24 protein-coding genes are annotated in these 25,780 nt (G+C 68.2%); 12 read left to right on the top strand and 12 right to left on the bottom strand.

Annotation, left to right across the window (positions count from 1 at the left end):
- The first annotated feature begins 32 nt into the window (after window positions 1-32).
- Both WV31_RS17485 and WV31_RS17480 read left to right on the top strand, forming a co-directional pair.
- Window positions 33-338, top strand: coding sequence for a metal-sulfur cluster assembly factor (locus tag WV31_RS17485; RefSeq protein WP_085374769.1), 306 nt, complete (start codon window positions 33-35; stop codon window positions 336-338).
- A complete protein-coding gene (locus WV31_RS17480) occupies window positions 338-1,381 on the top strand; it encodes a hypothetical protein (protein ID WP_085374768.1) in 1,044 nt (347 codons plus the stop codon). Before WV31_RS17485 ends, WV31_RS17480 begins: the two co-directional genes overlap by 1 nt.
- Before the next feature lie 129 nt (window positions 1,382-1,510).
- On the opposite strand, the gene hrpB is transcribed toward WV31_RS17480, so the two are convergent.
- Window positions 1,511-4,006: an ATP-dependent helicase HrpB gene (gene hrpB, locus WV31_RS17475; protein WP_085374767.1), complete on the bottom strand. Its 2,496-nt coding sequence runs from the start codon at window positions 4,004-4,006 to the stop codon at window positions 1,511-1,513.
- 133 nt (window positions 4,007-4,139) lie between these two features.
- On the opposite strand from hrpB, the gene WV31_RS17470 reads away from it, so the two are divergent.
- A complete protein-coding gene (locus WV31_RS17470) occupies window positions 4,140-4,505 on the top strand; it encodes a c-type cytochrome (protein WP_085375641.1) in 366 nt (121 codons plus the stop codon).
- Between the two features lie 239 nt (window positions 4,506-4,744).
- Here the strand turns inward: WV31_RS17470 and WV31_RS17465 are convergent, their stop codons facing one another.
- Entirely contained in the window at window positions 4,745-5,401 is a 657-nt protein-coding gene (locus WV31_RS17465; RefSeq protein ID WP_085374766.1) for a DUF6969 family protein, read from the bottom strand.
- Between the two features lie 3 nt (window positions 5,402-5,404).
- Entirely contained in the window at window positions 5,405-6,358 is a 954-nt protein-coding gene (locus tag WV31_RS17460) for a TAXI family TRAP transporter solute-binding subunit (protein ID WP_237051349.1), read from the bottom strand.
- A gap of 190 nt (window positions 6,359-6,548) precedes the next feature.
- Here WV31_RS17460 and WV31_RS17455 point away from each other — a divergent pair, with 190 nt between their 5' ends.
- The 4 genes from WV31_RS17455 (at window position 6,549) to rarD (ending at window position 9,665) form a co-directional block, all read left to right on the top strand.
- Window positions 6,549-7,244: a CHAP domain-containing protein gene (locus tag WV31_RS17455; RefSeq protein ID WP_085374764.1), complete on the top strand. Its 696-nt coding sequence runs from the start codon at window positions 6,549-6,551 to the stop codon at window positions 7,242-7,244.
- A gap of 229 nt (window positions 7,245-7,473) precedes the next feature.
- Complete coding sequence (locus WV31_RS17450) at window positions 7,474-8,103, top strand: LuxR C-terminal-related transcriptional regulator (protein WP_085374763.1); 630 nt, start codon at window positions 7,474-7,476, stop codon at window positions 8,101-8,103.
- A gap of 148 nt (window positions 8,104-8,251) precedes the next feature.
- A complete protein-coding gene (locus WV31_RS17445; protein ID WP_085374762.1) occupies window positions 8,252-8,758 on the top strand; it encodes a ferritin-like domain-containing protein in 507 nt (168 codons plus the stop codon).
- 31 nt (window positions 8,759-8,789) lie between these two features.
- Entirely contained in the window at window positions 8,790-9,665 is an 876-nt protein-coding gene (gene rarD, locus WV31_RS17440; RefSeq protein WP_085374761.1) for an EamA family transporter RarD, read from the top strand.
- 281 nt (window positions 9,666-9,946) lie between these two features.
- On the opposite strand, the gene WV31_RS17435 is transcribed toward rarD, so the two are convergent.
- On the bottom strand, window positions 9,947-10,294 hold the full coding sequence (locus WV31_RS17435; RefSeq protein ID WP_085375639.1) for a PilZ domain-containing protein: 348 nt from the start codon (window positions 10,292-10,294) through the stop codon (window positions 9,947-9,949).
- A 139-nt stretch (window positions 10,295-10,433) separates the two neighbouring features.
- Between WV31_RS17435 and WV31_RS17430 the strand changes: the two genes are divergently transcribed.
- From WV31_RS17430 to WV31_RS17410, 5 genes are read left to right on the top strand one after another with little or no spacing between them, the layout of a single operon-like run.
- Window positions 10,434-10,799 carry a hypothetical protein gene (locus tag WV31_RS17430; RefSeq protein WP_085374760.1) on the top strand — a complete coding sequence of 122 codons (366 nt, stop codon included), beginning with the start codon at window positions 10,434-10,436 and terminating at the stop codon, window positions 10,797-10,799.
- Window positions 10,800-10,850: 51 nt separating this feature from the next.
- Window positions 10,851-12,401, top strand: a complete 1,551-nt coding sequence (locus tag WV31_RS17425; protein WP_085374759.1) for an efflux RND transporter periplasmic adaptor subunit — start codon at window positions 10,851-10,853, stop codon at window positions 12,399-12,401.
- A gap of 5 nt (window positions 12,402-12,406) precedes the next feature.
- Window positions 12,407-15,508 carry an efflux RND transporter permease subunit gene (locus WV31_RS17420; protein ID WP_085374758.1) on the top strand — a complete coding sequence of 1,034 codons (3,102 nt, stop codon included), beginning with the start codon at window positions 12,407-12,409 and terminating at the stop codon, window positions 15,506-15,508.
- Window positions 15,505-16,236 (top strand): c-type cytochrome, encoded by a 732-nt coding sequence (locus WV31_RS17415; protein WP_085374757.1) that lies wholly within the window; start codon window positions 15,505-15,507, stop codon window positions 16,234-16,236. The genes WV31_RS17420 and WV31_RS17415 overlap by 4 nt, the downstream gene beginning before the upstream one ends.
- A 13-nt stretch (window positions 16,237-16,249) precedes the next feature.
- A complete protein-coding gene (locus WV31_RS17410; protein WP_085374756.1) occupies window positions 16,250-16,672 on the top strand; it encodes a DUF411 domain-containing protein in 423 nt (140 codons plus the stop codon).
- A 2-nt stretch (window positions 16,673-16,674) separates the two neighbouring features.
- Here the strand turns inward: WV31_RS17410 and WV31_RS17405 are convergent, their stop codons facing one another.
- The 8 genes from WV31_RS17405 to WV31_RS17370 form a co-directional block, all read right to left on the bottom strand.
- The gene (locus WV31_RS17405) at window positions 16,675-17,982 is read right to left on the bottom strand and encodes a phenylacetate--CoA ligase (protein ID WP_085374755.1); all 1,308 of its coding nucleotides are present in this window, start codon (window positions 17,980-17,982) and stop codon (window positions 16,675-16,677) included.
- 66 nt (window positions 17,983-18,048) lie between these two features.
- Window positions 18,049-19,980, bottom strand: coding sequence for a CoA-binding protein (locus WV31_RS17400; protein WP_085374754.1), 1,932 nt, complete (start codon window positions 19,978-19,980; stop codon window positions 18,049-18,051).
- Between the two features lie 70 nt (window positions 19,981-20,050).
- On the bottom strand, window positions 20,051-20,983 hold the full coding sequence (locus WV31_RS17395; protein WP_085374753.1) for a DmsC/YnfH family molybdoenzyme membrane anchor subunit: 933 nt from the start codon (window positions 20,981-20,983) through the stop codon (window positions 20,051-20,053).
- Window positions 20,980-21,633 carry a 4Fe-4S dicluster domain-containing protein gene (locus WV31_RS17390; protein WP_085374752.1) on the bottom strand — a complete coding sequence of 218 codons (654 nt, stop codon included), beginning with the start codon at window positions 21,631-21,633 and terminating at the stop codon, window positions 20,980-20,982. The genes WV31_RS17395 and WV31_RS17390 overlap by 4 nt, the downstream gene beginning before the upstream one ends.
- The gene (locus WV31_RS17385) at window positions 21,630-24,413 is read right to left on the bottom strand and encodes a molybdopterin-dependent oxidoreductase (RefSeq protein WP_085374751.1); all 2,784 of its coding nucleotides are present in this window, start codon (window positions 24,411-24,413) and stop codon (window positions 21,630-21,632) included. The genes WV31_RS17390 and WV31_RS17385 overlap by 4 nt, the downstream gene beginning before the upstream one ends.
- Entirely contained in the window at window positions 24,410-24,820 is a 411-nt protein-coding gene (locus tag WV31_RS17380) for a thioesterase family protein (RefSeq protein ID WP_008613198.1), read from the bottom strand. The genes WV31_RS17385 and WV31_RS17380 overlap by 4 nt, the downstream gene beginning before the upstream one ends.
- Before the next feature lie 381 nt (window positions 24,821-25,201).
- On the bottom strand, window positions 25,202-25,474 hold the full coding sequence (locus tag WV31_RS17375; protein ID WP_257788799.1) for a type II toxin-antitoxin system PemK/MazF family toxin: 273 nt from the start codon (window positions 25,472-25,474) through the stop codon (window positions 25,202-25,204).
- A gap of 72 nt (window positions 25,475-25,546) precedes the next feature.
- Window positions 25,547-25,768 carry a hypothetical protein gene (locus tag WV31_RS17370; RefSeq protein ID WP_085374749.1) on the bottom strand — a complete coding sequence of 74 codons (222 nt, stop codon included), beginning with the start codon at window positions 25,766-25,768 and terminating at the stop codon, window positions 25,547-25,549.
- Window positions 25,769-25,780 lie beyond the last annotated feature (12 nt).

The following is a 25,780-nucleotide window of genomic DNA, read 5'->3' as shown; positions in this document are numbered from 1 at the left end:
AAGGTATTCCCGTCGACAGCAGGACGAAGCCCATGATCACCGAAGACGAAATCCGCGAAGCGCTGCGCCAGGTCATCGATCCCGACGTCGGGGTCAACATCGTCGATCTGGGGCTGGTGGAAGCGGTCCGCATCGCGCCGGAAGGCATCTATGTGGACCTCATCATGACCACGCCGGCCTGCCCGCAAAGCGCCTATCTCGCCGACCAGTCCGAACGGGTGGCGCGCGAAGCCGCCAGGGACCAGCTTCCGGTCAGCGTCGAAGTGCTCGATTCCCCCTTCTGGGAACCGTCGCGCATGTCGGCCTCGGCCAAGGCCATCATGGGCTGGCCCGGCTGATGAGCGTCACCCTCCGCCGCCTGCCGCTGCTGATGGCGGGCGCCGTCTCGCTGGTGGCCGGCATCATCGCCGGCGAAGGGCGCCTGGGCTGGCCGGTGGGAGGAGCCGACCTGGCCCTGGTCCACGGGCCGCTGATGATCTGCGGCTTCTTCGGCACCGTCATCGGGCTGGAGCGGGCGGTGGCCCTGGCCAAGCCTTGGGGCTACGGCTCGCCGCTGTTCACCGCGCTGGGCGGCATCTTGCTGATTGCCGGGCAGCCCCAGGCCGGCGCCTCGCTGCTGCTGGCCGGCAGCCTGATCTTCGTCGCCATGAGCCTTGCCGTCATCGCCCGCCAGCGCGAGGTGTTCACCACCGTTCTGGGCCTGGGCGGGCTGTGCTGGGCGGCGGGCAATCTGGCCTGGGCGCTCGGTGCCGAGACCGCCCGTTCGGTCCCCCTGTGGTCCGCCTTCCTGGTGCTGACCATCGCCGGCGAGCGGCTGGAACTGTCGCGCTTCCTGCCGCCCTGGCGCTGGCGCACCCCCACCCTGTTTCCACCCTTGGCGCTGCTGCTGGCCGGCATGGCCATGGCCTCGTGGACGCTGTTCGGCCTGGGTCTCGCCCTGCTGACCCTGTGGTCGCTGATCAACGACGTGGTCAAGCGCACCATCCGCCAGCCGGGGCTGACCCGTTACGTGGCGGTGTGCCTGCTGTCGGGCTATGCCTGGGCCCTGGCCGCCGGGCTGCTGATGACCCGCCTGGGCGCGGGCGAGACCGGCGTGATGTACGACGCCGCCCTGCACGCCCTGTTCGTCGGCTTCGTCTTCGCCATGGTCTACGGCCACGCTCCCGTCATCCTGCCCGCCGTGCTGCGCGTCGCCGTGCCCTACCGGCCGGTGTTCTACCTGCCGCTGGCCGTGCTGCACGCCTCGCTGCTGCTGCGCGTGGCCGGCGACCTGCTGGACCTCCACGCCGTGCGCCAATGGGGCGGAATGGGCAATGCGGCGGCCATCGCCCTGTTCATCGTCACCATGCTGGCGACGGTGCTGGGGGCAAGGAAGCGGTAGCAAGCCGAACCGTGTCATCCCGAGCGCAAGCGAGGGATCTCCGCTTGGTATAGCGGTGCCAGTCCTGAAATGCCGCACCAGGACGAGATCCCTCCTCCCGATGGTCGTCGGGATGACAAACGCATGCCGTCACTTCCTCGGCTTGGCCCGCGCCGTGGGTTCGGCCTGCATGGGATCATCGGGCCACCAGTGCTTGGGGTACTGGCCCTTCAGGTCCGCTTTCACCTGTTTGTAGGCGTTGGCCCAGAAGCTGGCCAGATCGCGGGTCACCTGCATGGGCCGCCGGGCCGGCGACAGCAGGTGCAGCAGCAAGGGCACCTTGCCCCCGCCGATACGGGGCGTCTCGGCGCAGGCGAACATCTCCTGCAAGCGCACCGCCAGCACCGGCACGTCGCCGGAATAATCGATGGGCACGCGCGAGCCGGAGGGCACCTCCACATGGGTGGGGGCCAACTCGTCCAGGCGCTTCTTCATCTCCCACGGCAGCAGGCCGCCCAGCGCCGCCCCCAGGTCCAGGCGGGCGAGATGGGCGCGTCTGGTGATGCCGGCGAGGTAAGGCACCAGCCAATCCTCCAGCCCGGCCAGCAGGGCCGTCTCGGACAAATCGGGCCACTCGCCCTCGGGCTCCAGCCCGCGCATGAAGGCGACGCGGCGGCACAGCTTTTCCAGGTCCGGCGTCCACGGCAGCGCGGCGAGACCCATCTGCCGCACACCCTCGGCCATGGCGGCGGCAAGCGCCTGGGGATCGGCGGATTTCAGCGGCTTGTCCTCGATGACCAGGGACCACAGCACGCGCCGCGCACGCGCCTGCACCACCTCTTCCCGCCCGTCCCAGCGGCAGACGGTCTCGGCCCGGATGTCGCCCTCGAACTGGCTCTCGATCTCGGCCAGGGTCAGCGGCGCGGCCAGGAAGATGCGGGCCTCGCGCCGGTCGCCGTCGGTCTCGGCCAGGACCAGCCATTCCTCGGCGGCCAGGGGCTCGTGGGAGGCGAACAGGGCGCCGCCGCCGCCGGTCATGGCGTAGCGCGGCTCCCCCCCCGGCCGCCGCCTTGCGATGCGGTCGGGATAGGCCAGGGCCAGCAGCGGGCCCACATCGCCGCGTTCGCCCTGCTGCTCGCCGCCCTTGAGGCCCAGACGGCGGCGGCCGTCGCGGGCCGCCTGACGGGCGCGGGCCAGGGCGCCCTTGTCCACCGGCAGCCCCCTCTCCTCGCCCCGGAGCGCGTCGAGCCGCAGGCGGATGTCACCGTCGCGCGCCCCCTGCCCCGGGCGCAGCACGTCGCGTTCCTCCAAAAGCGCGGCCAGATCCGAGGCCAGCCCGCCCAGACCCATCTCGCGTCCCTTCAGCACCATGTGGGCGAGGCGGGGATGCAGGCCGAGACGCGCCATGGCCTTGCCGTGGGCAGTGATGCGCAGATCCCTGTCCAGAGCCCCCAACTCGCTCAGCAACTGGCGGGCCTGGGCCAGATGGGCGGCGGGCGGCGGATCGAGCCAGGCCAGGGCGCCCGCGTCGCCCGCCCCCCATTGGGCAAGGTCGAGAGCCAGGGGGGCAAGATCGGCCTCGACCATCTCGGGCGCGGTGAAGGGCAGAAGGGCGCGGTCGTCGGCCTCGGACCACAGGCGATAGCATACCCCCGGCCCCAGGCGCCCGGCGCGGCCCCTGCGCTGGTCGGCCCCGGCGCGCGACACCGGCAGCGTCGCCAGCCGGGTCATGCCCGAGCCGGGATCGAAGCGCGCCACCCGCATGCGCCCGCCATCCACCACCACCCGCACGCCCTCGATGGTGAGCGAGGTCTCGGCGATGGAGGTGGCCAGCACCACCTTGCGCCCCCCGTCCCGGCGCGGCCGGATGGCGGCGTCCTGAGCGTCTTGGGACAGATCGCCGTAAAGGGGCGCGATCTGGACGCCGCGCGTCGCCGGATGCTCGGCCAACAGGGCCTCGACCCGGCGGATTTCGCCGGCACCGGGCAGGAAGACCAGCACGTCGCCCTCCTCCTCGCCCAGGGCGCGGACCACCGCCGCCGCCACGGCATCGATAAAGGCGCGGGGCTCGGGCCGGGCGAGGAAGCGGGTCTCGACGGCAAAGGCGCGGCCCTGGCTGGTCACCACCGGCACGTCGCCCATCAGCCGCGCCACCGGGCCGCCGTCCAGCGTCGCCGACATCACCAGCAGCTTGAGGTCGTCGCGCAAGGCCTGGCGGCATTCCAGGGCCAGGGCCAGGCCGAGATCGGCGAACAGCGAGCGCTCGTGGAACTCGTCGAAGATCACCAGACCGATGCCGTCCAGGGACGGGTCGTCCTGGATCATGCGGCCCAGGATGCCTTCGGTCACCACCTCGATACGGGTCTTCGGCCCGATTCGGGAGTCGAAGCGGATGCGCCAGCCCACCGTCTCGCCCGGCTGCTCGCCCAAGGTGGCGGCCATGCGCGACGCGGCGGCCCGCGCCGCCAGCCGCCGGGGCTCCAGCATCAGGATGCGCTTTCCCCCCAGCCAGGATTCGTCCAGCAAAGCCAGCGGCACGCGGGTGGTCTTGCCCGCCCCCGGCGGAGCCTGGAGCACCAGTCCGTGGGAGGCGGCCAGGGCGGCACGAATTTCGGGGATGACGGTATCTATGGGTAAATCATGCATTTTTCGTACTTATACGATCGCACCGGCGGACTTTAGCCCGAAAATTGCCCTGAGCCTCTTGAATTCGACACAATCCTAGGGGATAAGGAACGCATCGCGCCACTCATCCATACCTGCGCAATTGGAGATTCTGATGCTCAACACCAAGAAGCTGGGCCTCGTCCTCGGAGCCGCCCTCCTCGCCGCCCCGTTCGCCGCGTCCGCCCAGGAGGCCCCGGCCGCCTTCAACCAGTGCAAGGCCTGTCACAAGGTCGAAGCCGGCAAGAACGGCGTCGGCCCCAGCCTGGCCGGCGTGTTCGGCCGCAAGGCCGGCGGTGAAGCCACCTTCAAGTATTCCGACGCCATGAAGAACTCGGGCCTGACCTGGGACGAAGCCGGCCTGACCAAGTACCTGGCCGACCCCAAGGGCGCGGTCCCCGGCAACAAGATGGCCTTCGCCGGCCTGAAGAAGCCCGAGGATCTGGCCGCCGTGATCGGCTATCTGAAGACCGTGAAGTAAGACTTCCGGCCTTCGAAGGCTTTGGCGCCGCCGCCCCGGCAACGGGGCGGCGGCGTTGCTTTTTTGGGGAGGGCTCGGCGCGTCGAGCCGTAAGTCCGCGCCAACTCCACCCTCGTCATGCCCGGACGTGTTCCGGGCATCCACGCGGCTCCATCCGGCACAGCGGTAAACGGCTCCACGTGGATGGCCGGGTCGAGCCCGGCCATGACGCAAAGGGGGAGCCGATTTAGTGCACGACGCTACAAACCCGCCAGATCGGCGGCCAGGTCGATGGAGCGCGCCGAGGTGATCTCCAGGCGTTCGTCGTTCAGTTCGTCCCGGCCGGGATGGGCCCGTCCCCAGGCCGCCACCGTCCGGTCCCGCTCGTCGACCAGCAACCCGATCAGCGGCCGGTAGAACTCCACCAGCGCCGCCAGCCACCGGGCCACCGGCGCCCAGGGCCCCGCCGGCGCCAGCCGCAGACCGGCCACCATGGCCTTGACCGCGTCGGCCCCGTACCATGCCTCGCCGGTCACCCAGCGGTTGGTGGTGAACAGCTCCGTCGCCTCGCCGCCGGCGCCGAATCCCACGGCGATCAGATGGCAGGGGGCGTCGGGATCGACCGTCGCCACGGCCGGCGCCAGCCCGCGCGGCATGCCGCGCGGACGCTGGAACAGATGGATGTGGCCGAATTCCCCGTCCCGATGGCTGTGGTAATAGAATTGGGCATGGGACGACAGGTCGTAGACGTCACCGGCGGGATAATGGCGAAAAGCCTCCGCGTCCTGGCCCCGGGTCAGCAGCGAGACCGGATCTCCGCCCATCCCGGCGGCCAGCGCCGCCAGGCGCTCACCCGCCGCCCTGGCGCGAAGCCGGTCGTCAGGCCCGCCCAGGCATGCGGCCAGCGCACCCGCCATGGCTCAGCGCTCCGCCGGAGCCTTCTCGACTCCGTCATGCAGGCGGATGGGGATGCCGTCGCCGCGGGCATCCGCCTTGGACAGGCCCCGAAGCGCCGGATGCAGGCGGGTGAAGGCGCCGAAATTGGCCCAAACGGTCTTGTTCACCGCCGCCACCTCCTCGGCCGACAGCCTGGTGGTGACCAGCAGGGTCTTCAGCCCGATGGCCGCCACCTCCTCCTTCTGGCCGTCATAGGTGCCGCTCTTGATGGAGAAGCGGGTCGCCCACGGCACCTTCTTGAAGAAGGAATCCATGGATTTGGAGCGGATCTGCACCAGCGAGGCACCGCATTCCTCCACCGCCACCTGAACCTCGGGCATGGGATGGATGCCGGTGAAGATGGCGGCGTCGATATTGCCCTGGCACAACTCGGCCGCCTGTTCCGCCAGGTCCAGTTCCACCAGCACCGACAGGTCGCCCTGGGACAGGCCCGACGCCTCGATCACCATGTCGGCCGAGGCCCGCTGGAACGAGCCCGGCTTGCCCAGATTGACCCGCTTGCCCTTGAGGTCGCCCAGGTGCTCGATCCCCGCTCCGGGCCGCGCCACCACCACCGACACCTCGCCGTGCAGCGCCATGACGGCGCGCAGATCGGCCATGGGACCGGCCTCCTTGAAGCCCTCGGCGCCGATGAAGGCCATCTGGGCGGCACGCGACTGCACCAGCGCCAGATCGGCGTCGCCGGATTTCAGCGCCGCCAGATTGGCGGCCGAGCCGGAACTGGGCATCACCGCGCAGCCCAATCCCAGGGGATGGTCCTTGTTGATCACCCGGCACAGCGCGCCGGCCACGGGAAAGTAATAACCGGTGACCTCGCCGCCGGCGATGACCAGGGTCCGGCGATCCGCAGCCCCGGCCGACGAAGCCAAGGCCAATCCAATCAGCAGGGCCGGAACGAATATCCGCTTCACTCGCATGTCCTCCAGGGTCCGCCCGGATCATAGCCCGAGCGCCGCCCGCTCCGAAAGCCCCGCCGGCAACCATGTATTCCGCATGCATTGTTTCAATTTGTTTCAAAGTTTTGGCGATATGATGTCGAATCAGGTTGCCATCGGCTTTTCACATATACACAATCGGCTTCACCAATAACCGGAGGGAGGGAGACCGGTGCGGAAAGTGATCATCCTGCTCGCGGCGGCGCTGTTTCTGGCCCTGCCCTTCGAAGCCAACGCCACCCTGCAGTGTGTGACCTACGCCCGCGAAGTCACCGGCCTCAATCTCAAGGGAGACGCCTGGAAGTGGTGGGAAGCCGCCCAGGGCGTCTATGACCGCGGCAACACCCCCAAGGTCGGCTCGGTCCTGGTCTTCAAGCGCCAGGGCAAGATGTCCCATGGCCACGTCTCGGTGGTGCGCGGCACCGCCGGCAGCCGCGTGGTCCTGGTCGACCACGCCAATTGGGCGCCGTTCCGCAGCGCCGGCCGCGGCAAGGTGACCAAGGCGGTGCCGGTGCTCGACGTTTCGCCCAACAACGACTGGAGCCAGGTCCGCGTCTGGTACCAGCCGTCCCGCGAATACGGCAGCCGCGTCTATAAGACCCAGGGCTTTGTGTCCCGCCCCGGCAACACCGTTGTGCCCGCCTCGCTGCGCACCGAAGTGCCGGCCCAGCCCAAGGTCAAGACCGAGACCGCCGCGCCCGCCGCCCTGAAGGCCGAGCCCACCGCTCCCGCCGCTCCGGCCGCGGTGATCGAGGCCAAGGCCAGCGTCCCGGCCGAGAGTCCCGCCGCCCTGCCCGTCGCCGCTCCCGCCGCCATCGAAGGCGACATGGGCAAGTTCGACGCCCGCGCCTGGGCCGAGCAGGCCTAGCAACCAATCCGCAAGGCGTAAGGCCGGCCTCCCCGGGGGCCGGCCTTATTCTTTGGTTCGGCGATACTTCGGGCAGGATGGCCCTTTCCCCCCGCCGTGGTGTAGGAAAAGTGTGGGTAACTCGCGATCAAGGTTTGCGGTTTTTCGCACAAACGGTAAGATCACGGCCTCAGGAGGGCGGGGTCTGAGGGCTTTACCATTGGGGCTCCTGGGGGAAGGATCTGGATCTATGGCCGTGCAGCAGAGCCGACCGATCACCATCGTCATCGCCGAGAAGAATCCGCTGCTCCAGAGCAGTCTGATCAAGCTCTTCTCGGGCGACGAGCGCTTTACCGTGGCTGCCGTGGCCAGCGATGGCGAACGCTTCATCGAAGCCGTGGACAAGACCCCCTTCGACGTCGGGGTCATCGGGTGGGAAATGCCCTACCTGGACGGACGCGGCGTGCTGCAGACCCTGCGGGCCCGTACCGACGCCCCCCGGCTGATCGTCTATACCGGCAGCCCCAATCCCGACGTGCCGCGCCAGGCCATGACGCTGGGCGCCGCCGGCTTCTGCTCCAAGCGCGAACCGCCCGAACAGCTGCTCGACACCATCATCGCCGTGGCCGCCGGGCGCATGGTGTTTCCATTCATCGACGTCTCCTCCCTGGCCAGCGACCCCCTGGCCGGCCTGACGCCCCGCGAGCGGGAATTGCTGGCCGCCCTGGCCGGCGGACTGACCAACCAGCAGATGGCGGGCCAGTTGGACATCTCGCTCAACACCGTGAAGTTCCACCTGAAGAACCTCTACGACAAGCTGGGCGTCGGCAACCGCGCCCAGGCGGTAGCCTTCTACCTCAAGGGCCGCGAGGCCCGTTAGCCCGATCCGGCGTTTCAACCTGATCTTTCGGTCATACCCCCACCTTCGGAAGGGGCATGGCCGAGGCTGCGGTCATGGGGCATACTGTCGGCATCGGTGAGGCGCCGCCGCCACCCGTCGCCTCGGTTCAAGCAGGAGGACACTGCCCATGACCACGAAGGTAGCCCTGTTCCTGGCCCATGCCTTGGCCATGGAACATGAAGCGGCGGATCGCTACGACGAACTGGCCGACACCATGGAAGTCCACAACAACATGGAAGTGGCCGAGCTGTTCCGCCAGATGGCCAAGTTCTCGCGCCTGCACGGGGCGTCGGTGGCGGCCCGCTCCAACGGGCACGAATTGCCCAAGCTGAAATCGTGGCAGTACCGCTGGAACACCCCCGAGCCGCCGGAAGTGGGCACGCCCGGCGCCGCCCATTACATGATGACCGCCTGGCACGCCTTGGACTTCGCCCTGGAGAACGAGAAGCGGGGCCACCGCTTCTATGCCGACGAAGCCTCGGGAAGCGATGACGCGGAAGTCCGGGCCCTGGCCGCCGAGATGGCGGAAGAAGAAGAAGAACACGTGGCGGAACTGGAAAAATGGATTGCCCGAACCCCCAAGCCGGAGCGCGACTGGGCCGAGGACCCGGACGAGGCCCTGGTCGCCGACTGACCCTCGCCGCTTCCGCGCTCTGGTATAAGCCATGAGCGCGGAACATCGCCGGGGCGTCCTCTTCGCCCTGGCCTGCTACGGCACCTGGGGATTGTTTCCCGCCTTCTGGAAGCTGGTGGCGTCGGTGCCGCCCGCCGAGGTGCTGGCCCATCGCGTGGTGTGGTCGCTGCTGGCGGTGAGCGTGATGCTGAACTGGACGAGGCGCTGGGACGAGGTGTTCGTCCTGCTCGCCTCGCGCCGCCGGCTGCTGGTCCTGGCCGCCTCGACGCTGTGCATCAGCGTCAACTGGCTGGTGTTCATCCGGGTGGTGGGTGAAGGCAACGTGCTGGAAGCCAGCATGGGCTATTTCCTCAACCCGCTGGTCAACGTGGCGCTGGGCGTCCTCGTCTTGAAGGAGCGGCTGCGCCCGCTGCAATGGGCCGCCGTCGCCCTGGCCCTGGCGGGCGTCGTCCAGTTGGCGGTGGCCACCGGCACGCCGCCCTGGGCGGCGCTCACCCTGGCCGGAACCTTCGGAGTCTATGGGCTGTTGCGCAAGCGGCTGCCGGTGACGCCGCTGACCGGGCTGGCGGTGGAGACCGGGCTGCTGTTTCCGCTGGCGGTAGCCTATCTGGCCTGGCGCATGGCGGAAGGCTCGCCCGTTTTGGGCGGAACACCCGCTTTGGCCGCCGCCTTGGTGGCCGGTGGACCGGTGACCGCGCTGCCGCTGCTGTGGTTCGCCGCCGCCGCCTCGCGGCTGCGCTACACCACGCTGGGCTTCTTCCAGTACATGGCGCCCACCGGGCACTTCCTGCTGGCGGTGCTGGCCTATGGCGAAAGCCCCGGCCTTGCCCACCTGATCACCTTCGGCTGCATCTGGGCGGCCATCGGGCTGTATCTGGCCGACAACTGGCGGCAGAGGGAGGGCTAGAGTCTGTCTGGGTTAGGCTGAAGCACTCCATCCACTCGTCATGGCCGGGCTTGACCCGGCCATCCATGGACCCCCGGGTCAAGCCCGGGGGTGACGGTGAGGGGAATGGGGTTCAGCCTAAGTCGGACAAACTCTAGGGCGGCGAGGCTGAAATCTGACACAGGTTGTCACCCTGAGGCGGAGCCGAAGGGCCTTTCAGGTGAGATGCCGACCGCCTCTGGCTGAAAGATCCTTCACTTCGTTCAGGATGACAGCGCGTCTCACATTTAACGCATGTCGCCTTAAGCCCCCAGGAAGGAATCCTTGTCCGGCCCCGCGTCCGAGCATTCGGCGATGAACTTGACCAGGCGGTAGGTGGCCGGATCGAAGCGCAGCGCGACGAATTGCGCGTCCTCGCGCACCACCCGGCAGGTGCCGCCGATACCGTGGTTGATGTCGAGCTTGCCGTTGTCGCTGGGGTAAAGGGTGAAGCGAAGGGTGCTGGCCGTCGCCTTGAAGCCGGCCTCCAGCGTCATGCCGCCGGCCGAAATCTCCGCCACCCGCACCAGCTTGCCGCCGATATTGGCCATCAGGTGCAGACCGTGGAAGCGGGGATAGCGCCTGCGCTCGTGTCCTTGATCGTCGGGCATGGCCTGGATCCGCACCTGGTTGATCCCATGACTGTAACATGGAAACGAAAGCCTCAAATATCCAAGGTCCTATACCGAAGGATAGCGCGGGGTCCCTTGCCCCTTGCCCCGCCCCCGCCTTTTCGGCCATAGTGGCCGCATGCGCGACCTTTTCTCCCGCCTGTCGAGACTGTGCCTGCCGGCCTTGGCTCTGGCGGTGGCGCTCGTGGCGTGGAGCGCCGGCCCCCAGGCCGGCGAGGCCATGCATCACCAGGGCGGTGTCCACCAGGACATGCCCTGTCATGAGCAAACGGCCAAGGACGCCCCCGGCGACCGCCACGATGCCGGCGGCCATGCCTGTCCCGACTGCCTGTGCCTGACATCGGGCTGCGCCTCGGCCGCCCTGCCCGGCGTGACCGCGCTGCCGGCGCAAAGCTTCGCCCCGGCCCCGCTCAGGGCCCGTCCCGCCGCCCGCCTGGAAACCCAAGCCCTGGTCGGCCCGCCCGCCGAGCCCCCCAGACTCTGATTCCGCACGCCTGAAGTCTGTCCGGATTCACCGTTTCGGGGATGATCTCCCATGTTTGCACGTTTCCTGGCGCTGGCCTTTTGGGCCGCGTTCGCTCCTGCCGTCCTGGCCCAGCCCGTCACCCCCGGTATCGGCGCCGAAGGCGATTCCTTCCAGGTGGTGCTGGTCCCCGGTGCGGACGGCCGCACCCTGCTGTATCTTGCCGATCTGGACGGCAACGCCCCCGTGGCCGACGCCGCCATCGACGCCGAGACGGAGGGGTGGAGCGGCAAGGCGTCGCCGGCCGAAGGGCCGGGGACCTATGCCCTGACCTGGAGTCCACCCGCCGCCGGGGCCGACCTCACCCTGGTGATCAGCGCGCAAGGACGCGACGACCTGCTGCTGGCGCGCGGCGTCATGATCCCGCCGCCCCCCGCCGCCCCCCCGGCTCCGGTAGCGCACTGGCAACATTGGGCGGGCGGCGCGGCCATCGGCGCGGTGCTGGTGGTGGCGGCCTGGGGACTGGGCCGCCGCCGGGCGCTTCCCGCCTTGCTGCTGCTGGCACTCTTCATCCCCTCGGCCCGCGCCCATGAAGGCCACGGGCACGCCGAGGCCGAAGCGCCCGCCGCCCAGCCGGGCGCCCTGCTGGTGATGGCCAAGCCCACCCAGTTCCTGCTGGGCATCCGCACCCAGAAGGTGGATTCCGCCGAATCCGCCGAATCCGTCCGGGTGGTGGGCCGCGTGGTCCCCGACCCCGCCGGCTATGCCAGGGTGCAGCCCTCGCAGCCGGCCCGCATCGTCGCCGACCCGGAATTCCCCCTGCCCGTCCCCGGCCAGCCGGTCAAGCGCGGCCAGGTGATCGCCGTGCTGGAGCCGACGCTGTCCAGCCTGGAACGCTCGGACAAGCGCGCCGCGCTCTACCGGGTGGAAAGCGAGATCGCCATCACCGAGCGGGAAGCCGTCCGCCAGACGGCGCTGCAGGGCATCGTCGCCGCCAAGCTGGTGGAGGACACCCGCACCCGCCTCGACCAGCTGCGGCGTGAACGCGCCCAGCTGCTGGGCACCGCCCTGGGCCGCGAACTGGTGCGCGCCCCCGTGGACGGCGTGGTCACCGACGTCCACGTGGTCCCCGGCGAGGTGGTGGCGGTGGACCGGGCCATGGTCGAGATCGTCGATCCGGCCCGCGTGCGGGTCGAGGCGGTGGTGCACGACCTGGCCCTGGCGCCGCGCATCGGCGCCGCCACCGCCGCCACCAAGCTGCTGCCCGATCAGCTGGTGCCCCTGTCGCTGCTGGGGGTGAGCCCCCGGGTCGACGCCCTGGACCAGGGGGTGCATGCCATCTTCGCGGTTCCATCGGACCATTCGAGCGCCTTGCGCATCGGCATGCCGGTGGACGTCTTCCTGGCCACGGGCGCCACCCGGCTGCGCATGGCGGTGCCGCGCTCGGCCATCGCCGAATCCGGCGGCCGCCAGGTAGTGTTCGTGCGCACCGCGCCGGAAGTGTTCGAGGCCCGCCCAATCCGCATCGAGCGGGTGGTCGGCCCCCTGGCCGAGATCGAGGGCGTCAGGGCGGGCGAGAAGGTGGTGATTCAAGGCGTCGAGCAACTGAAGGCGCTGAGGTAGCCGCCATGTTCGATTCCATCATCGCGCTCAGCCTGCGTCACCGGCTGTTCGTCCTGGCCGCCGCCCTGGCGCTCACCGTCTATGGCTTGCTGGTGCTGTCGCGGCTGCCCATCGACATCTTCCCCGATTTGAACCGCCCCACGGTCACCATCATGACCGAGGCGCCAGGCCTCGCGCCCGAGGAGACCGAGACCATGGTCACCCGCCACATCGAGACCGCCATGAACGGCGCGCCCGGCGTGGTGCGGGTCAGGTCCAATTCCGGCGTGGGCCTTGCCATCGTCTTCGTGGAGTTCGACTGGGGCACCGAGATCTACCGCAACCGCCAGCTGGTGGCCGAGCGCCTGTCCTCGGCCCGCGACCTGCTGCCCGCCGGAATCAATCCCGTCATGGGGCCGGTCAGCTCCATCATGGGCGAGATCATGCTGGTGGGGGTGCGCTCCAAGGCCGGTGCCACCTCGCCCATGGAGCTGCGCTCCCTGGCCGACTGGGTGCTTCGCCCCCGCCTGCTCTCCATCCCCGGCATCGCCCAGGTGATTCCCATCGGCGGCGAGGTGCGCCAGATCCAGGTCCTGGTCTCGCCGTCGAAGATGTCGGCCCTGGGGCTGGGCTACGCCGACGTGGAAAAAGCCCTGGCCGGCTTTGCCCGCAACACCACCGGCGGTTTTCTGGAACAGCGCTCGGCCGAGTTCCTGATCCGCAACATCGGCCAGACCACCGAGTTGGACGACCTTCGGAACACCGTGGTGGCATGGCGCAACAACGCCCCCGTCACCGTCGACCAGGTGGCCGAGGTCCGCATCGGCGCGGGCATCAAGCGCGGCGACGCCGCCATCGACGCCCGTCCGGGGGTGATCCTGGCGGTCTCCAAGCAGCCGGGCGCCGACACGGTGGCGCTCTCCGCCAAGGTCGAGGCCGCCCTGGCCGAGATCAGCCGGACGCTGCCGCCCGACATCGAGGCCGACCGCGTGCTGTTCCGCCAGGCCGACTTCATCGGCCGCGCCGTGGCCAACGTGGCCGAGGCGCTGCGCGACGGCGCCGTGCTGGTGGCCATCGTGCTGTTCGCCTTCCTGATGAACATGCGCACCACCTTCATCAGCCTGACCGCCATTCCGCTGTCCATGGTGGTGGCCGCCCTGGTGTTCCAGGCTTTGGGCCTGTCCATCAACACCATGACCCTGGGCGGTCTGGCGGTGGCCATCGGCGAGCTGGTGGACGACGCCGTGGTGGACGTGGAGAACATCCTGCGGCGCCTGCGCGAGAACGCGGCGTTGCCCGAGCCGCGCCCCATCCTGGGCGTGGTGCTGGCGGCATCGTCGGAAGTGCGCAACTCCATCGTCTACGCCACCCTGGTGGTGGTGCTGGCCTTTTTGCCCCTGTTCGCCCTGTCGGGGATCGAGGGACGGCTGTTCGCGCCGTTGGGCGTCGCCTATGTGGTGTCGATCCTGGCCTCGCTGGTGGTGTCGCTCACCGTCACCCCGGCGCTGTCGGCCCTGCTGCTGCCCAAGGCCAAGGCGGTGGGCCACGGGGATTCCGCCCTGGTGCGGCATCTCAAGGCCTGGGACCGGCGGCTGCTGGACTGGTCCTTCGCCAACCCCAGGGCGGTGATCATTCCGGCCATCGCCCTGATGGTCGCAGCCGCCGCCTCGGTGCCCTTCCTGGGCCGCACCTTCCTGCCCAGCTTCAACGAGGGCACCGTGATGATCTCGGTGGTGCTGCCGCCCGGGACCTCGCTGTCGGAATCCAACCGCATCGGCACCATCGCCGAAACCCTGATCCGCGAGGTGCCCGAAACCGTGTCCACCGGGCGGCGGACGGGACGCGCCGAGCTGGACGAGCACGCCGAGGGCGTCCACACCTCGGAAATCGACGTGGACCTGCATCAATCGGGACGACCGCGCGCGGTGATCCTGGCCGACATCCGCGCCCGGCTGGCCCGGATTCCCGGCATCGGCATCAATATCGGCCAGCCCATCTCGCACCGTCTCGACCACCTGCTGTCGGGAGTGCGGGCCGAGATCGCCGTCAAGATCTTCGGCGACGATCTGGACACGCTGCGATCCCTGGCCGCCGAGGCCAGGGGCCGCATGCAGGAGGTCAACGGCGTCGCCGACCTGCAGATCGAGAAGCTGGTCCTCATCCCCCAGGTGCAGATCCGCCTCGACCGCGCCGAGGCGCGCAAATACGGCCTGGGCCTCGGCCAGTTGACCGAGACCCTGGAAGCGGCGCTCCAGGGCAAGGTGGTGTCCCAGGTCAGGGACGGCGAGCGCAGCACCAGCGTGGTCTTGCGCCTGGCCGAGGACTGGCGGGCCCAGACCTCGGATTTCCGCCAGATCCTGGTGGACACCCCGGCGGGCAAGGTGCCGCTGTCCCTGGTGGCCGAGGTGGTGGAGACCCAGGGCCCCAACCTGATCAACCGCGACAACCTGCGCCGCCGGGTGGTGGTGTTCGCCAACTCCCAGGGCCGCGACTTAGGGACCATCATGGAGGAGGTCCAGGCGTCCCTGGGCCAGATGAAGCTGCCGCCCGGCTATTCCATCGCCTATGAAGGCCAGTTCAAAAGCCGCCAGGACGCGGCGAAGCTGATCGGCCTGCTGGCCCTGGTGTCGCTGGCCGCCATCTTCGCCCTGCTGCACGCCCATTTCCGCTCGGGGCTTTTGGCCCTGATCATCATGGCCAACATCCCCATGGCCCTGGTGGGCAGCGTCGCCGCCCTGTGGCTGGCCGGATTGCCGCTGTCGGTGGCGGGCATGGTGGGCTTCGTCACCCTGGCCGGCATCGCGTCCAGAAACGGCATCATGAAGATCACCCACTACCTTCACCTGATGCGCCACGAGGGCGAGGAATTCGGCCCCGCCATGATCGTGCGCGGCTCGCTCGAACGCCTGACCCCGGTGCTGATGACCGCCCTGGTGGCCGCCCTGGCGTTGCTGCCCCTGGTCCTGGCCGGGGGAGAACCGGGCAAGGAAATCCTGCACCCGGTGGCGGTGGTGATCTTCGGCGGCCTGATGTCGTCGACCTTACTCGACACCCTGGTGACCCCGGTGGTGGTGCTGCTGCTGGGGCGAAACGCCCTCGCTGGACTTGTGAACGAGGCGCGGACATGATCCGGCCCAAGGAGATTTCGACCATGAAGACACGCCTGCTCACCCTGGCCCTCCTGCTGACCGTGCCCTCGGCCCTGGCCCAGGGCGCGCTCGCCGCCTTCTTCGGCGGCCAGATCACCGAAAGCGGCGGCTACCGTGCCGAATTCGCCGTGCGCGACGGGGCCGTCAAGGTCTGGGTCCGCGACCGCAACGACAAGCCGGTCAAGGCCGAGGGCAAGGCCACCCTGCTGCTGGGCGGCCAGAAGCTGGACGTGCCGCTGGCGCCTAAGGGCGATGGCCTGGTGGCCGAAATCCCGGTCAAGTCCGGCGACAAGGTGGCCGCCGTGCTGGGGCTGACCGTGGACGGCAAGCCCCTGTCGCTGCGCTTCCAGCAGACCGAGCTGATCACGCCGGCCAACCTGCCGGTCCAGGCGCAAGCCGGCCGCAAGGTGTTCGAGGCGGTGTGCGCCACCTGCCACGGCACAACCTTGCGCGGCAGCGACAACGGCCCGCCGCTGCTGCATCCCTTCTACGCCCTGGGCTCGGCCCATGGCGACGACGTCATCCTGGACGCCGTCAACAAGGGGGCCAAGGCACATATGTGGCGGTTCGGCGACATGCCCAAGCCCGAAGGCGTCAAGCCGGGCCAGGACAAGGAGGTGCTGGCCTATATCCGCGCCATGCAGGCGGCCAACGGGCTGGGCAGCGTGCCGGCCTCGGCCGATCCCCATGCCGGCCACAAGCACTGAGGAGGAACGAGCCATGAAGACCGTCTTCGCATTCCTGCTCGGCCTGCTTGCCGCCCTGCCCGCTTCGGCCGCCGAGCGCGAGGTCACCATGTGGAAGTCGCCCACCTGCGGCTGCTGCGAGGGCTGGGCCGAGCACATGCGCCAGTCGGGCTATAAGGTGAAGTCCATCGATGTGGACGACATCGACCAGATCAAGCGCGCCTACGGCATTCCCGCCCCCATGCAGTCGTGCCACACCGCCAAGGTGGACGGCTACCTGATCGAGGGCCACGTGCCCGCCGAGGCGGTGGACAAGCTGCTGAAGGAGCGCCCCAAGACCCGCGGCATCGCCTCGCCGGGCATGCCCATGGGCTCGCCCGGCATGGGCGGCCCTAAGGAAGAGAACGTGGTCCAGACCTTCGGCCCGGAAGGGTCGCAGGTGTTCGGGCGGTATTGAGGCTACTGCGCCTCTTTCCTCAAATCCCGCACCCGCACCGCCTTGCCCTGGGAACGCGGCAGTTCGCCGGGCAGCCGCACGATCACCTCGGCGGTGATGCCGACCAGGGATTTCAGGTGGTGGCGGGCCTGGCGGGCCAGGTGGGCGCGGTCGTCCTCGCCGCGCCCGTCCGCCGCCTCCACTTCCACGGTCAGGTGGTCGAGCGAACCCTGGCGGGTGAGCGTCAGCAGGTAATGGGGCGCCACGCCGGGGAAGCCCACCAGGGCCGCCTCGATCTGGCTGGGATAGACGTTGACGCCCCGGATGATCATCATGTCGTCGTTGCGGCCCGTGACGCGCAGGATGCGCACATGGGTGCGGCCGCAGGCGCAGGGCTCGTCGGAGAGGCGCGTGATGTCGCGGGTGCGGTAGCGCACCATGGGCAGCGCCTGCTTGGTGAGCGTGGTGATGACCAGTTCGCCCTCGGCTCCCATGGGCAGCGGCTCCATGGTTTCGGGATCGATGATCTCGAACAGGAAATGGTCCTCCCAGCCGTGCAGGCCGACCCGGTGGATACACTCGGCGGCGACGCCCGGCCCCATGATCTCGGACAGGCCATAGGTGTCGCAGGCGCGGATGCCTAAGCGCCGGTCCAGTTCGGCCCGCATGGTCTCGCTCCAGGGCTCGGCCCCGAACGAGCCGACCCGAAGGGTGGATTCGGCCAGATCCATGCCCATGCCCTCGGCCACCTCGGCGATGTTGAGAGCGTAAGAAGGCGTCGCGGTCAGCACGCGGGCGCCGAAATCCCTGATCAGGGTGATCTGCTTCTCGGTATTGCCGCCCGACATGGGCACCACCGAACAGCCCAGCCGCTCGGCCCCGTAATGAAAGCCCAGGCCGCCGGTGAACAACCCGTAGCCATAGGCGTTGTGCATCACGTCGCCGGGCCGCGCCCCCGTGGACGCCAGGGTGCGGGCCATCAGATCGGCCCAATTGTCGAGATCGCCCCTGGTATAGCCCACCACGGTGGGCCGCCCGGTGGTGCCGGAACTGGCGTGGATGCGCAGCACCTGCTCCCTGGGCACCGCGAACAGGCCGAAGGGGTAATTGTCGCGCAGGTCGGCCTTCACCGTGAAGGGAAAGCGGGCCAGATCCTCGAGATGCCGAAGATCGTCGGGCTTCACGCCGGCGGCGTCGAAGGCGGCGCGGTAATGGGGGACGTTGGCATAGGCGTGAGCCAGCAGCGCCTTCAGGCGCTCCAGCTGCAGGCGCGCCAAGCCGGCGCGGTCCAGACGCTCCACCTCGGGGGCATACATGAAATCCGCGCTCATGGCCTGGTCCCTCCCTTCCGCCTGCGGGTCCCTATCTATCCCGCCGCCGGGTATGGGGCAAGCCCCTTACCCCTTCAACGTGGCGGCGTAGAGGCGGGCCTCGACGTAGCGGGCCAGCGCGCGTGTGCCGCGGAAGCAGTTGCGGAACACGCAGACGCCCTTGTCCATCAGCCCGCCGGCCATGGCATCGTAGAGCGGCCCGCCATCGACGATGGCGATGATGGGCTTCGCATTGCGCTCGACGATGGGCGGGAACAGGAAAAGGCTGCTCTTGGGATTATTGATGTCCCAGCCGGGCCGCAACTTGCTTTCCACCAGCCCCATTACCGACGGTGCGGTGGGGTCCATGCCCACCACCACGGCGTCGATATTGGGGTCCTGGGCGAAGGCTTCGGTGATGGCCAGATGGCATTCGTCGTCGGCGCCGGGGTTGATGTCGATGGAGTTCCTGACGGTGACCAGGGAATCCAGCTTCTTGTCCACCAGGATCTGCTGCACCTTGGCCACGGTGGCAGGGGTCAGCTCGCCCATGCGCAGCGCGAAGGTCTCGGTCACGGTGGAATCGGCGATGCCCACCGCCTCGAAGCCGGCGCCCGAGATGCCGCCCACCCGGTTGCCGCCGATGGTCTTATGATGGAAGGCGCCGGCGATGTAGAACAAATCGTCGAAGACGTCCACGTCCTCGGCCACCATGGCGCCGGCCTGGCGCACCACGGATTCGAACAGGGCGGGATCACCGGCCACCGAGGCGGTGTGGCCCATGACGCCGGCCGCGCCGGCTTCGGTGCGGCCCGACTTGTAGACCACCACCTGCTTGCCCGACGCCACAGCGCGGCGCACCGCACGCACGAAGTCGAGACCGTCGCCGTCCTTGAAGCCCTCCACATAGACACCGATGGTCTCGATATCGTCGCGGGCGGCGAAATAGGTCAGCATGTCGCCGTGGGTAAGATCGGTCTGGTTGCCCAGCGCCAGGGCGTAGGCCGGGTCCAGCCACGGGTTGCGGCTCAACCGGGTGATCATGAAGGCGCCCGATTGGCTCAGCAGCACCGAGTTGCGCTTGGCCTTCTTGGCGGGCTTGGGCAGGCGTTCCAAGGGGATGAACCAGGAATCGTAGCCGCCGGGATGGCTGACCACGCCCAGGCAATTGGCGCCCAGGAACACCGGGCCGCCGTCACCCTTGCCATGGGCGGCGTTGATGCGGGCCGCCAGGGCGGCGGCCGGCTCCTTGCTCACCTCGGTCTCGCCCATGCCGCCGGGGATCAGCATCACGGCGTGGACCTTGTCGGTGGCGATGATCTCGTCGACCAGCGGATAGACCGCGCCGGACGGCACCGCGACGATCAGGAGGTCGAGCTTGGCCGGCAGGGCGGCAAGGCTTTCCACGCACTTGACGCCGTCGATCTCCGTCTCCTCGGGGCGGATGATGACCAGCCGTTCCTTGGGACAGCCGCTGCCCATCAGGTTCTTCAGGATGATGCGGCCGAAATTCATTCCACTGGCCGACACGCCGATGATGCCGATCTTTTCCGGGTGGATCAGCTTGTCGATCTTGGCGATGGGACGGGCCAGACGGGTGGGGGCCGCCTCGCAGGCCTTGGTCGAAACCGAACCCGTGAGGCCGTCCTTGGAGGCGGAAAGGTCGAGGACCACCTCGCCGGTGGTCCGCGCGGCCTCCGAACGGCCAAAATCGATCAGGGCGGCGAAGCACTTTTCCAGCGCGGCGTCGGGAGCAACGCCCCGGGCGGCAAGACGGCGATAGGCGAAGGTGCGCTTGAAGCGGGCCAGGAAGCCGGTGCCGTCGGCGAGTTCCACCGAGGCATGCACGGCGGCGCCGTCTTTGCGGAAGGCGCCCTCGGCCAGGGCGGCTTCACGTGCGCCCAAGCCGGCCGAGATCACCATGCCGAACTCGCGGGTGTTCGTCAGGGCGACGCGCAGGTCGTCGCCAGCCTCGCCCGCCGCGACGCCCAGGCGGGCAGCATCCAACGTCTTGACCATCAAAGCCTCTCCTCTCTTTGCCCGCACGCGTGCTCGGAAAAGGGAAGCCTCCCCGCCGGCCGGACGGTGCCTATTTCTTGTCCTGGTCCTTAGGAACCTCACGCCAGCCCGGCTTGAAGCCCGGACCGGATTCCCCGCCGCCACGGGCGGGGGAATGGTTGATGGCGAAGCCCTGGTTGTGGGCCGCCTTGGTGACGATGACGATCTTCATGGCCCAGCCACCCGCCATGGCGGCCAGACCGGCGGCGGCCAGGGCGGCGGCGCGGATGTCGGGCTGAATGCCGGCCAGCACCAGGAAGGCGATGGGAATGATGTTGCCGCCCAGCGTGAAGGGCATGGACAGGCGGATCAGCATGGCGGCGGCTTCCACCGGCGCCTCGCCGCCCACCATGCGGCGGCGGTAGAACATCCACACGAAGATGCGCCCCGCGATGGTGGCCACCAGGGTGCCGGCCACCCATTCCGGCGCGCCCGCATCCAGGAACAGGGTCCCCAGCAGCAGCAGGATGCCGGCGCCCTCGACCAAGCCGGTGACCACGGTCAGCGGCAGGATCAAGGGCGAGCGCCAGGTGGGAATGCCCTTGGCGGATTCGAGAATCCGGGCCTGGCAATAGAGATAGGCGGCGGCGGGAATCCACACCAGCTTGGCCAGATCCGGCCAGATCAGCGCGGCGCCCCCCAGCGGGAACAGCACGGCGGCGACAAACGCTTCGCGGGTCATCCAACTGCGCTTGCCGCCCAGCAGGACGTTCATGGCGCGAAGCGGACGGCCGATCTCGAGGAAGACGGAAAACAGGCCGAGGCCGACCAGGGCCAGACCGGCCAGCAGCAGCACCGGGCTGTAAAGTCCGGCGAAGGACCCCAGCGAGGTGAGGATCAACAGGCCGGTGCCCGAGCCGCCGCCGATGAAATTGCCGGCGGCGCGCATGTCCCAGGCGGTCTGCAGCCAGGGCGCCAGGCCCTGATGGCGCATGGCCGGGGCGTCTTCGAATTCCTCGCTCATTCGTCCTCGGTCTCCCACAGATAGTGAATGTTGGGACCGGTCCCGAGTTCCTCGTGCATGCGGAACGACTTGTACCGCTTCAGCAGCTTGCTGACGTTGCTGTCAGGATTATCGGTGTCGCCGAACGTCAGCGCCTTGGACAGGCAGGCGTTGACGCAGGCGGGAGTCGCTTCCGGCGCCACCCCGGGGGTCAACCCGTTGGCCAGCCCGTAATCGACCCGGTCGACGCAGAAGGTGCACTTCTGCGCGACGCCAAGCAAGCGTTCATCGTAGCGCGCCAGTTCGTTCTGGGTGGCCTGGTCCTTGAAGGCGAAGGTGGGCTTGGACACCTTGTAGCGGGCCTGGTAGGGACAGGCGACGATGCAATAGCCGCAGCCGATGCATATGTCATAGTCGATGGTGACCATGCCGTCGGCGCGCTTCTTGGTGGCCGTGGTGGGACAGACGTCGCGGCACGGCGGCTCGTCGCAATGCATGCAGCCCACCGGCACGAAGACGCGGCGCACGTCGGGGAAGGTGCCCACCTCCATGTCCAGCACCTTGCGGTACTGCACGCCGGGCGGCGTGGCGTTGGCGTGGCGGCACGCGGTGGTGCAGGTCTGGCAGCCGACGCAGCGTCCCAGGTCGGCGACGATGGCCCATTTGGTCATGCCCGCCTCCCCTGCTCGTCGGGACCCGCTTTTCGGATGGCGACGCGGCTAAGGTCGGCGGCCGAGCCGGTGGCGTCGGTCAGCTGCATGGTCATGGCGGTGAGCCTGTTCATGCTGGGCACGTCGAAATCCTTGGCCACCGGCGTGGCCCAGTGGTCGAACTGGGCCATCATCAGGATGGTGTCGGGGCGGATGCCCTGGGTCAGCACCACGCGGCCCGACACGCTCTTGCCGGTCGGCGCGGTGACGACGATGCGCTCGCCGTCACGCACACCGATCTTGCGGGCGGCCTCGGGGTTCATCATCACGCCGTCATGGCCCTTGACGTTGCCCGACACCTCGCGCATCAGCGGGATATGCATGTTGGAGCCCCAGGCGTATTGCATGGAGCGCGCCGTGACCACCCAGAAGGGGAAGTCCTCGACCTTGCTGCCGAACTCGACCACGCTCTGGTCCCAGTAGCCGGGGAAGTTGTGCCATTCCATCAGCGGCCGGTATTCGGTCAGTTGGTTATCCCACCAGGTGATGCCGGCCTCGCGCAGGCGGTTGGCCAGTTGGCGGCCGATGCGGGCCAGACGCTCCTGGTAGGGCAGCTCGTAGCGCAGGCCCTTGGCCTTGAGCGCAGGCGTCAGGAACCAGTTGGTCTCGGGGAACGGAATGGTGCGGAAGCCGTTCTGCTTCCACCAGTCCAGGCCTTGGGACTCGGCACCGCCGGTCAGTTCGGCCGAGGCCGAGCGGCAGGACGCGTCCCACACCTCTTCCAGAGTCGGGGCCTTGTCGACGGGAAGGCTGAAATCCCAGTTGGCACCTTTGAGCGGCACGCCGTGGGAGCCGCGGTTGATGGCGGCCACGTACTTTTCCTTCAACCCGGTGCGCACCGCCAGATCGGTGGCGATGTCGGTGAAGTCGCGGGCCTCGCCCTGGGGCTTGACGCTGGGCTGGCGCAGGGCGAAGCCCTGGGTCTTCCAGTACTGCTCCTGGAACTTGGTGCCGCCGATGCGGATCAGCTGCATGCCTTCCAGATCGGTGGCGTCGGGCAGCAGGATGTCGGCGAAGTGGTTGGTCTCGTCCCTGGTATGGGCGAAGCACACCACGAAGGGCATGCGCGACACCACGTCGGCCACCCGGTCGGTGTCCCAGAACGAGATCACCGGGTTGGTGCGGTAGACCAGCAGGAATTCCGGGAAGGTGGCGCGCGGAATCTCGTCCTGGGGCTCGTCCAGGAACATGTACGAGAACTGGGTCGGACCCAGCGCCGGGCTCCACGAGGAATTGCCCACCAGCGGCACCAGCATCTTGTAGGCGTTGCGGATGATCGGCTTGGCCGCCCAGGTGTCCTTGTCGGTGGGGTTGAACGGATATTCCATGAAGCCGTCCAGGCAGCCGTCGAAGCTTTCCAGACGGTTCATCACCGGACGGTTGATGCGGATGGTGGTGCCGATGGTGCCGCCGGGCACCTCGAGCGCGCCCACCAGCACGGCCAGCATGGTCCGGGCCCAGCAGCACTCGGCGCCGCCCCAGCCGTTGTTGACGGTCTTGCCCAGCGTCACCGCCACCGGGCGGTAGGGCATCTCCACCCCGTCGATCTCGATGGTCTGGCCGACGCAGGCGTTGTCGAGGAATTCGTTGGCGATCTTGCGGATGCGCGCTTCCGGCACGTCGCAGACCTTGGCGGCCCAGGCCGGGGTATAGGTGCGGACGTGATCGACGAACTTGGTGAATGCGGTGACGCCCTCCACGTCCCGGTGCTCCCAGCGCTCGTCGTCGGCGCCCAGGGTCACCGCGCGGGACACGGTGAAGCGGCCTTCCAGGGCGGGAACCGCGCCAGGGGTGTCGTGGGCCACGGCACGGCCCGACTTCTCGTCCCACAGCAGCGGCTTGTTGGTCTCGGGATCGCGCAGATACCAGCCATCGGGGCCGACCAGATAGGGGCTGGACGTGGTGTGTTTCAGGAAATCCAGGTCGAGCCGGTCGCGCGCGGCCTCGTGGACCAGCACGTTCAGAAGGCTCATCAGGAAGGCGGCGTCGGTCTTGGGCTTGATGGGCAGCCACTCGGCCGAACAGGCGCCGGTCACCGACAGGTGCGGCTCCACCTGGATGCGCTTGGCGCCCCGGGCGCGGGCCTCGGAATGGCGGTAGACGCCGCAGACGCCGCCCGACGCCTCGTGGTTGGCGCCGCAATTGATGATGTAATTGACGCGCGGCGTGTCCGGCGTGATCACATAGCCGCGATGCCAGAATTCACCGTACAGGTGCTCGGAGTGATAGCACTTGACGCCCTGGCCCGAGCCGAAGCCGAAATCGATGGGACCCCAGGCGGCCAGGAAGGCGGTGAGCGAGCCCATGTACTGGGTGGGCGTGCCGGCGCCGCCGAACGAAGCCGCCACCTTGGGATAGCCGTGTTCGTCCAGCAGGCCTTCGGCGCGGATGGCGTTCAGCTTCTCGGCGATGGTGCTCATCGCCTCGTCCCACGAGATGGGCACGAAGCCGGGATCCTGGTCCTTCCCCTTCTTGGGGTTGGTCCGCTTCATGGGAGTGAGGATGCGGTGCGGCGTATAGGACTTCTGAATCAGTCCGAACGCCTTGACGCAAACCTTGCCCTCGGCCGGGTGGGTATCGGCCGCCTTGAAATTGGGCTCGATCTCGGTGGCGACGCCGTCAACCACCTTCACGGTCATCAGGTCGGGACCCGCCACACACTGGTAGCAGTACGTCTGGACCTTCTCGACCTTGCTTCCCCCACCCCCCTGTTCCCCAAGACGGGGCGGGGCGGCGCTCATGATGCGCTCTTCGCCTTTTCGGCCTTGGCCAGCAGACGGGCCTTGGTCTGCTCGACGCCGACCACGAACCGCTTGTGCACGCCCTTGCCGATATTGTCGAGCGAGTCCTTGGCGGTGAACGAGAAGGTCACGCCGGGACCCTTGACCTCTTCCACGGTCACGGTGATCTCGACCCACTGGCCCAGCAGGGTGGGAGCCAGATGATCGACCTCGACCCGGGTGCCGACCGAATCCTCGCCGGCATCGGAATGCTCCAGCAGCAGGTCGCGGGCGGTGACCTCCATGTCGTAGATCAGCGCCGGAGTGTTGTAGACCCGCGCCTCGTCACCCATGAAGCCGATGGTGCGGCCCTTGTCGACCTCATAGCGGCGGGTGGCGGTCAGACCGGCGACCAGCGTGCTCTTCATAAGAAAACCCTCCCGGATGAATGGCGGGGACCTGTTGCGGCGCCCCTTTGATTTCCTCCGTTATATTACACCTATGCCCATTGTGTCAAAAGTTTTGTATCAGATGGCGGGATGTCACAGCTTGCCGCACGGCTGCAATATCCCTGAAATAACCACAAAATTCTTATTCCACACCCTTTGCCCAAAGCCCGATCCTGGTGCATCGCACAACAAGAGTGACGATACTTGAATCGGGATCGCATCACTTTCCTTCGGGCAATGTTCGGGCAGAGACAATTGGCCGCCGGAAGCGAGGTCTTCCGGCGGGGACAGGTTTATGTATTTCGGTACTGATTTACTTATTTAAGGCGGACGATCCCTGAACCGCCGAACCGGAAGCGGTCAGTTCGTCGGATTGCCGAATCCGAATACTCCGAAGAAAATACGGCGTGCCTCGGCCAACCACGCCGCATCCGCCTCGCCCAATCGCCCGGCGATGATGTCCTTGTGGATGGTCGCGACCTTATCGAAGCGAACCATGGACGGCACCTTGAGACCGTTTTCGCCGGTCGGCTCCATCACCTTGGCATCCGGATCACCTCGAACGGCGGAGGTGATATAGGCCACGACCACGTCCGTGCGCCGATCATTGTCGGCGGAGATGACCAGGGCCAGACGGCGTTTGGTCGCCGTCAGATCGGTAAAAAGGAAAATCGGTAAGCACCAGAGCTCCGAAAGCGATTCCGCTCATGGCCGGAAACGCTCGACCAGATCGGCATCGCTGTAAAGGTCGGGCTCATCCGCCAGCCAGTCGAAGGCGCCCCCCGCCGCATTCATGGCGGTGATGGACGGCTCGTCCGCCTCGATGCTCTCGACCACCACGCGCAGACGCTGCCCCGCGGGAATGCCGCGTCGCCGCAATTCCTCGGTCAGCTTGCCAGCCTCGATATCGGTCAGGACCTGTCGCATGGCCTTAAGATA

Origin of the sequence: Magnetospirillum sp. ME-1, assembly GCF_002105535.1 — a bacterium.
Taxonomy (GTDB): Bacteria; Pseudomonadota; Alphaproteobacteria; order Rhodospirillales; family Magnetospirillaceae; genus Phaeospirillum.
This window is presented reverse-complemented; position numbering and strand designations above follow the sequence as displayed.